Genomic DNA, 6,643 nt, shown 5'->3' on the forward strand with positions numbered 1-6,643 from the left:
TCGGCTGGCGGCTTTGTTTACAGCCACACCTCAGGTGCCCGCCGGCGCCGGCTGCACTTGTGGAAGGCCGACGGCCGGATCCACCTGACCCAGCAGACCTGCCCGTCCCGGATTTCGCATGGCAGTGACGTCGTTGCCCATGCGCGGGCCCTGGGTCCGGACGACATCAGTTTCGTGGATGGGCTCCCCTGCACCTCACTTGAGCGGACAGTGGTGGATTGCTGCCTGATGTTCAATCTCCGGCAGTCCCTCATCCTTGTGGACCATGCCTCCCGGCTGGGGGCGGACTTGGAGGCCCTGCGTTCCCGCTGCACTGAGCTGGCCGGGCGAAACGGAGTCGTCGCGCTGCGCAGGGCCATCGAACTGGCGGATCCGCGCTCCGAATCACCCGGCGAAACCCTGACCAGGGAACTGCTCCACAGGCTGAGGATCGAACCGCCCGAACCCCAGTACGTCGTGCACACACCACTGGGCGAGCACCGGTTGGACTTCGCTTGGCGCAAGCGGAAAGTGGCGCTCGAATTCGACGGCAGGACCAAGTACTTCGACTACCAGCCCACCGACGAGGTCCTCTTTGCGGAGCGTCGGCGCGAAAAGGCGCTCATGGAGCAGGGCTGGATCTTCCTCCGGATCGAATGGAAGGACCTGTTCAACGAGGCGGAATTCAAGTACAGGGTGCTCCGGGCGCTTGCCCGTGGTCCGGCCGGATAGCCCTGAGCGCCATTTCGACGGTTCCCTGCAGGCTCGACGTCACGCATCATCGAGTGGGGCAGGAACCGTCTAAATGGCGGCCAAAGTACGACGGCGGGTGGCCCGCTACGCTGCGCCGGTCACCGCACCGTAGCTCGGCTCGCGCTTCTTGATCCAGCCGATCACGAGAGCCGTCACGGGCACGAAGAGGAACTCAACCAGGGTCTTATAGAGGAACCCCGCCACCACGTAGTTCACGAACATTCCGAAGTCGCTGATACCGATCACGGACGCCGCGATGCTGCAGAAAATTAGGGTGTCCACAAACTCACCCGCCACCGAGGAGCTCATGATGCGGGCCCAGAGCGATTTTTCGCCGGTGCGCGCCTTCATCCTGACGAGGATCCAGGAGTTGAGGGTCTGGCCCGCGAGAAACGCGAGCAGTGACGCGAGCACGATCAGCGGCACGGGGCCGAGCGCCCCCTCGAGGGCGGCCTGCTTCGACGCGCCGAACTCGTCGCCGAAACCGGGCAGCGCGATGATGACCCAGTAGCAGACGGAGGCGAAAGCGGACAGTGCAAACGTGGTGATGATGGCTCTGCGCGCCACCTTGAACCCGTACACCTCGCTGATGACATCACCCAGGATGTAGGCCAAGGGGAACAGGAAGAAGCCGCCGTCCGTGACGATGGGGCCCAGAGCCACACCCTTTGAGGCCCCGATGTTGGACAGGATCAGCACCACAGCCATGACCGCCAGCATCATGCCGAAGTAGGGCGAGCCGATCGAGGCGAATTTCGGCGGTGCTGAGGCCGGGAAAGTCTGGGCGGAAGGCATGGCTGTTCCATTCGTAGTGGTTCGCTCGGATGCCGTGGTTCCCCGGGAAGCAGCGGCAGCCGGCTGTATTAGCACTGGACGGTTCCCGCCGGGCTGGCCGGAACCGCACCCATTCTCTCACCCACGTTGCCTCTTGTACGCGCGCCGGCCGCCCGCCGTCGTACGCGTCCGTTTCGATGGTTCCCTGCCGCCTCGACGCTTGCGCGCATCGAGTGTGCAGGGAACCATCGAAGCGGCCCGCAGGCCTAGCGCCGCGAGGCGTCCACGAGGTCCTTGTCGTCGTCCCTGCGGTCTGGATCCGTGCCGTCGTCCGCGGCAACAGCTGCCCGGGACCAGGCGTCGCCCTGCTCGCGGTCCAGGTGCGTTGCCTTCTTGTTCTTCAGCGCGAAGATGTAGACCAGCAGCGAGAGGCCGATGGCCACCGTGACGTAGGTGAAGAACAGGTCCACCTGCCCTGCCTTCTGCAGCGCCGCACCGATCAGCGGAACGGTTCCGCCAAAGAGCGAGTTGGCGATCGCATACCCGAGGCCGACGCCTAGGGCGCGGATGGACGCGGGGAACAGCTCGGCCTTCACCAGGGCGTTGATGGAGGTGTAGCCGCCAACGATCAGCAGGCCGCCCATCATGAGCAGGAACGCGGTGAACGGATCCTTGGTGCCGGCCAGGGTGGAGAGCAGCGGCCAGGTAAACAGCAGGCCGCCGAAACCGAACCAGAGAAGCAGCGGCTTGCGGCCCACCTTGTCGGAAATCATGCCGTAGACGGGCTGCAGGAGCATGAAGATGAGCAGGGCCCAGAAGTTGATGACGGAGGTGTCGGTCTTGGCGATGCCAGACGTATCGTTCATGAACTTCAGGATGAAGTTGGTGTACGTGTAGAACGCAACGGTGCCGCCGAGGGTCACACCGATGCAGATCAGCAGCGGCCGCCAGTGCTGGGTGAACAGCAGTTTCATGGTGCCGGGCCGGGCTTCGCCGGCCACCACCGGGGCCTTGGCCGCAAGGACCTGCTCCTCGGAGACAGTCTCTTCCATGGAGCGCCGCAGCCACAGGACCACAAGCGCGGCGACGCCGCCGATGGCGAACGGAATGCGCCAACCCCACTCTGTCAGCACGTCCTTGCCCAGCGTGTTCTGCAGGATGACGAGGACCAGCAGGGCCAGCATCTGTCCGCCGATCAGGGTGACGTACTGGAAGCTGGAGAAGAAGCCACGGCGCTTGGAGGTGGCGGCTTCGGACATGTACGTGGCGCTGGTGCCGTATTCGCCGCCCACGGAGAAGCCCTGAACCAGGCGCACGAGGATGAGCAGAAGCAGTGCCCAGACGCCGATCTGCTGGGTCGTGGGCAGAATCGCGATCGCAAACGAGCCAGCCGACATCATGGTCACGCTGAGTGTCAGGGCTGCCTTGCGGCCGTTGCGGTCGGCATAGCGGCCGAAGAACCAGCTGCCGACGGGGCGCATAAGGAACGACGTCGAAAAGACGGCCATCGCTTCGAGGCCGGCCTGCAGTTCGTCCTTGGAATTGAAGAAGTGGGACTGGAAGTAGGCTGCGAAGACTGTGTAGACGTAGAGGTCGTACCACTCCACGAGGTTGCCTGCGGAGCCCTTGAGGATGTTGCTCACGGCCCTGCGGGTCTCGGCTGCTTCATTCTGGGTCACGGCTTGCTGGGTGCTCATCATTGAACCTTCCTTGACGGCGCCGCCACCGGCGACCGGTCCGGGCGGACTTTCATGCTGTCCACGGCAACTTTGCTCATGGTTCCTCCTCGACGTTGACAGTCCCCCTGAACAGCAGAGGACCCGATCCAAGCTATTCGTGATGCAGGGCACTACCAACGTGGACGGGGATTTCCTAACACTTCCTTAGGTTTTCCTTCCTGCCCATCCCGCCGGGACAACACCGGCGCAAGGCAAAAAAGCGGGAGAAAGGGTAATCTCCAAAGCGGGCAGCAGATGCGGAGGCCCGACCAGCGATAAAGGGACCAGGCCATGGAAGTGCTCATCGTCGAGGACGACGACGCCATGGCGGCCGCTCTTGACGCAGCTGTCGTCTCCGCAGGCCACAAGGCAACCAGAGTGTCCCGAGGAGCTGACGCCCTGCTGGTCCACAGGAAGTTCGAGGTGATCCTCCTGGACCTGGGGCTTCCGGACATGGACGGCCTCGAGGTGCTGCGGAAACTCCGCCAGGTCACGCCCTGTCCCATCCTGATCCTCACGGCCCGCGACGATGAGCGGAGCGTGGTGCTGGGGCTGCGGTCCGGGGCCGATGACTACCTCGTAAAACCGGTAAAACTCGTTGAACTGCTGGCCCGCATCGAAGCTGTCACCCGGCGCGCGGGCCGTTCCGGCGGGAAGGTGCAGCAAAGCATTGTGCTCGGAGACCTGGAGGTCGACGTCGAGCGGCGCGTGGCGGCACTTGGATCACGCGTGCTGCCCCTGACAGCCACCGAGTTCGATCTCCTCGCGCTGCTGGCCCGCAATGCAGGTTCCGTTGTCACCCGGGAACAGATCCTCGACACTTTGTGGGGTGATGCCTTCCTGGCATCATCGCGGTCCCTGGACGTGCACCTGACCGGCCTGAGGGCCAAACTGCAACTGCCCGGTTTCATCATCAACGTCCGCGGTGTCGGCTACCGGATCGAGGCAGATCCCGCGTGAAACTGCGTGTTTTGGGCATCCTCAGCCTGCTGTCAGTGCTCATCGTCATCTTCGTCTCCAACGCCATCCTGACGTCCGCCAGCCGGGAGCTCACCCAGGAGCTCCAGATCAACCGGGTGGCAGCGCTGAACCGGTTCGCCCAGGTTGCCTATGACGCGGCGCTGGACGGCGACTCCTCGCAGCTCCAGCGAGAGATGAACAGGTACTCCGAGCTGTACGGGGAGGGGGTCCTGATCCGGCTCCAGCAGGGTACCCTGCGTTCCGGCGGCCTGGGCGAGGACCGGGCGGACGTCCGGGACGCAGTGGCCAGGGCGAACCTCAACCTGAGCGACACCACACTCACCCCGCTGCAACCGTTCGGATCAGGCCCTGAAGTGATCTCACGGTCCTTTGGGAGCGCCAGCCAGGTCCTTGGCGAGGCCGTCCTCGAAGTCAACACCGAGCCGGCCCGGCAGAAACTGCGGGAGCGGTGGCTCGTCGTCGGCCTGGCGGCGTCCGCCCTTGGGGCGGTGCTCCTCCTGGCCGCGGCACGCGTGACCCGGTGGGTGCTGCGTCCTGTCCATCGCCTGAATTCGGCGGTGACCGAACTTGAAGCAACGGGGCGGACGAGCCATCTTCCCGAGGACGGCCCGCCGGAACTGAGGCAGTTGAGCCGTTCCTTCACCACCATGGCGCGGACGGTCAGCGAAAGCATTGATTCCCAACGCCAGCTCATAGCCGACACGTCCCACCAGTTGCGCAATCCCATCGGCGCCCTGCGGTTGAGGATCGATTTGCTGCAGCTGGAACTGCAGACGGCCAGGGAACACACTGCGGCGGCGGGGGTTTTGGCTGAGCTCGAACGGGTGGAAGAGATCCTGGACGGGGTCCTGAAGCTGGCGGCGGCCGAACACAGGGCCTCCGAGGACTCTGCGCGCAGCACACTCGGCCCCGGGTCTGGCGGGAACAGGGCCCTCATCGACCCCTACCCTGTCCTGCAGGAAGAGGTCGAACGGGCAGGACCGGCCGCCGAGCGCGCCGGGGCCTCAGTCCTGCTCGAGAGAGCACCCGATCCGCCGCTCCAACTGGCCTGCAACGCCGCCGAACTCGCCCAGATGGTGGGGGAACTTCTCAACAACGCGATCAAGTATGCCCCTCACGCCCGCATTTCCGTTGGCGTCCGCGAGCAGTCGGGAGCAGCGATAATCGAGGTGTCCGACGACGGGCCCGGACTTACGGCGCAGGAAAGGGCCGCAGCCACCACCAGGTTCTGGCGCTCACCTCGGAACCGGGATATTCGCGGCAACGGCCTGGGCATGACCATCGTGGACAAGCTTGCGGGAGCCAATGGAGGCCGCCTGCTGCTGGCCCAACGGGCACCCCACGGCCTGATTGCAGGACTCGAGTTTCCCTCCCCGGTGACCCCGCCCGGCCCGGAGCACCCCCATGGCTGACGTGATCACCACCAGGGGGCTTCCTCCCCGCAGGGCCGCCCTCAAGGCCGGACTGGCCGCGGGCCTGGCCGGCGCACTGCTGCCGGCTCTCGGCGCATGCACTTCGGAGAACCGCCCGGGTACGGTGACCGTGGCGGGGGGTGAGCCGGGCGGCTTCTACCTTGAGTTCTCAACGCTGCTTGCAGAGTCCCTGCAGCGTCATGGAGTGGCGCACAATGCCGTGGCACTGACCACCGGAGGGAGCCTGGATAACCTGCAGCATCTTCTGACCGGCAGGGCCACCTTCGCCGTCGCCCTGGCGGACGCGGCGGCGCAGCAGGTGACGGCCGGGGGCACGTCGAACGTCGAAATTGCCGCCCTCGGAAAGGTGTACGAAAACTACGTCCACTGCGTCGTGCGAAGGAACAGCGGCATCCGGAACTTCACCGACCTTGCAGGCAGGACCGTCGCCGTCGGGCAGCCAGGCTCGGGGACGTCACTGATCACTCCCCGCCTCATCGAGGCCGCCGGGCTGACCGCGTCCCCTGCCGGTGCCGGCGCCGGTCCCGGTGCCGGTCCCGGTGTCAGGGAGAAGAGAGTGGCCGTCATGAATCTCGGGCTGAACGACGGGCTTGACGCGCTCCAGGGCGGAGCGGCGGACGCTTTGTTCTGGTCCGGAGGGGTGCCCACAGCCGCCATCGCTGCCGCCAACAAGGAAACCGGGCTCGAACTGCTCGACCTCTCTGCTCTCATTCCGGTGATGCGGTCACGGTACGGCGTGTTCTATGATCGGGTGCTGATCCCCGAGGGCGGCTACGAAGGCACTCAGGCTGTATGGACGGTCGGTGTGGCCAACCTGCTCCTGTGCCGGAACGATCTGGATGACGGCACGGTGAAGCGGACCGTCGAACTGCTGGTGGACCATGCCCAGGAGCTCATCCCGCGGTCCAGTCTCGGGGTGCAGTTCCTGAGCCCGGAATCGCTCATCAACACGGCGGGACTCCCGCTGCATCCCGCTGCTGCGGCCGCGTACAGGACACTGCACGG

General features: G+C 65.3%; 6 protein-coding genes. 4 read left to right on the forward strand and 2 right to left on the reverse strand.

Going from position 1 to position 6,643, the window contains the following annotated elements; genetic code table 11:
- Positions 1-57: 57 nt before the first annotated feature.
- A complete protein-coding gene (locus tag AC6CH3_RS17075; RefSeq protein ID WP_498133538.1) occupies positions 58-711 on the forward strand; it encodes an endonuclease domain-containing protein in 654 nt (217 codons plus the stop codon).
- 105 nt (positions 712-816) lie between these two features.
- Here AC6CH3_RS17075 and AC6CH3_RS17080 read toward each other — a convergent pair whose 3' ends face one another.
- Together AC6CH3_RS17080 and AC6CH3_RS17085 are read right to left on the reverse strand one after the other, a co-directional pair.
- Complete coding sequence (locus AC6CH3_RS17080; protein WP_498133539.1) at positions 817-1,527, reverse strand: queuosine precursor transporter; 711 nt, start codon at positions 1,525-1,527, stop codon at positions 817-819.
- Between the two features lie 245 nt (positions 1,528-1,772).
- The gene (locus AC6CH3_RS17085; RefSeq protein ID WP_498133540.1) at positions 1,773-3,203 is read right to left on the reverse strand and encodes an MFS transporter; all 1,431 of its coding nucleotides are present in this window, start codon (positions 3,201-3,203) and stop codon (positions 1,773-1,775) included.
- Positions 3,204-3,515: 312 nt separating this feature from the next.
- Between AC6CH3_RS17085 and AC6CH3_RS17090 the strand changes: the two genes are divergently transcribed.
- The 3 genes from AC6CH3_RS17090 to AC6CH3_RS17100 all read left to right on the forward strand — a co-directional run.
- On the forward strand, positions 3,516-4,184 hold the full coding sequence (locus AC6CH3_RS17090) for a response regulator transcription factor (protein ID WP_498133541.1): 669 nt from the start codon (positions 3,516-3,518) through the stop codon (positions 4,182-4,184).
- A complete protein-coding gene (locus tag AC6CH3_RS17095; protein WP_498133542.1) occupies positions 4,181-5,617 on the forward strand; it encodes a HAMP domain-containing sensor histidine kinase in 1,437 nt (478 codons plus the stop codon). The genes AC6CH3_RS17090 and AC6CH3_RS17095 overlap by 4 nt, the downstream gene beginning before the upstream one ends.
- Positions 5,610-6,643, forward strand: a 1,034-nt coding sequence (locus AC6CH3_RS17100) for a TAXI family TRAP transporter solute-binding subunit (RefSeq protein WP_498133543.1), incomplete at its 3' end; no start/stop codon positions are given. The genes AC6CH3_RS17095 and AC6CH3_RS17100, both read left to right, overlap by 8 nt.

Source organism: Arthrobacter sp. GQ119 (genome assembly GCF_059759125.1).

What these genes read in the sequence shown, in the direction of transcription:
- AC6CH3_RS17085 (WP_498133540.1), bottom strand. Translation starts at nt 3,203, where the DNA reads ATGAGCACCCAGCAAGCCGTGACCCAGAATGAAGCAGCCGAGACCCGC.
- AC6CH3_RS17080 (WP_498133539.1), bottom strand. Translation starts at nt 1,527, where the DNA reads ATGCCTTCCGCCCAGACTTTCCCGGCCTCAGCACCGCCGAAATTCGCC.
- AC6CH3_RS17090 (WP_498133541.1), top strand. Translation starts at nt 3,516, where the DNA reads ATGGAAGTGCTCATCGTCGAGGACGACGACGCCATGGCGGCCGCTCTT.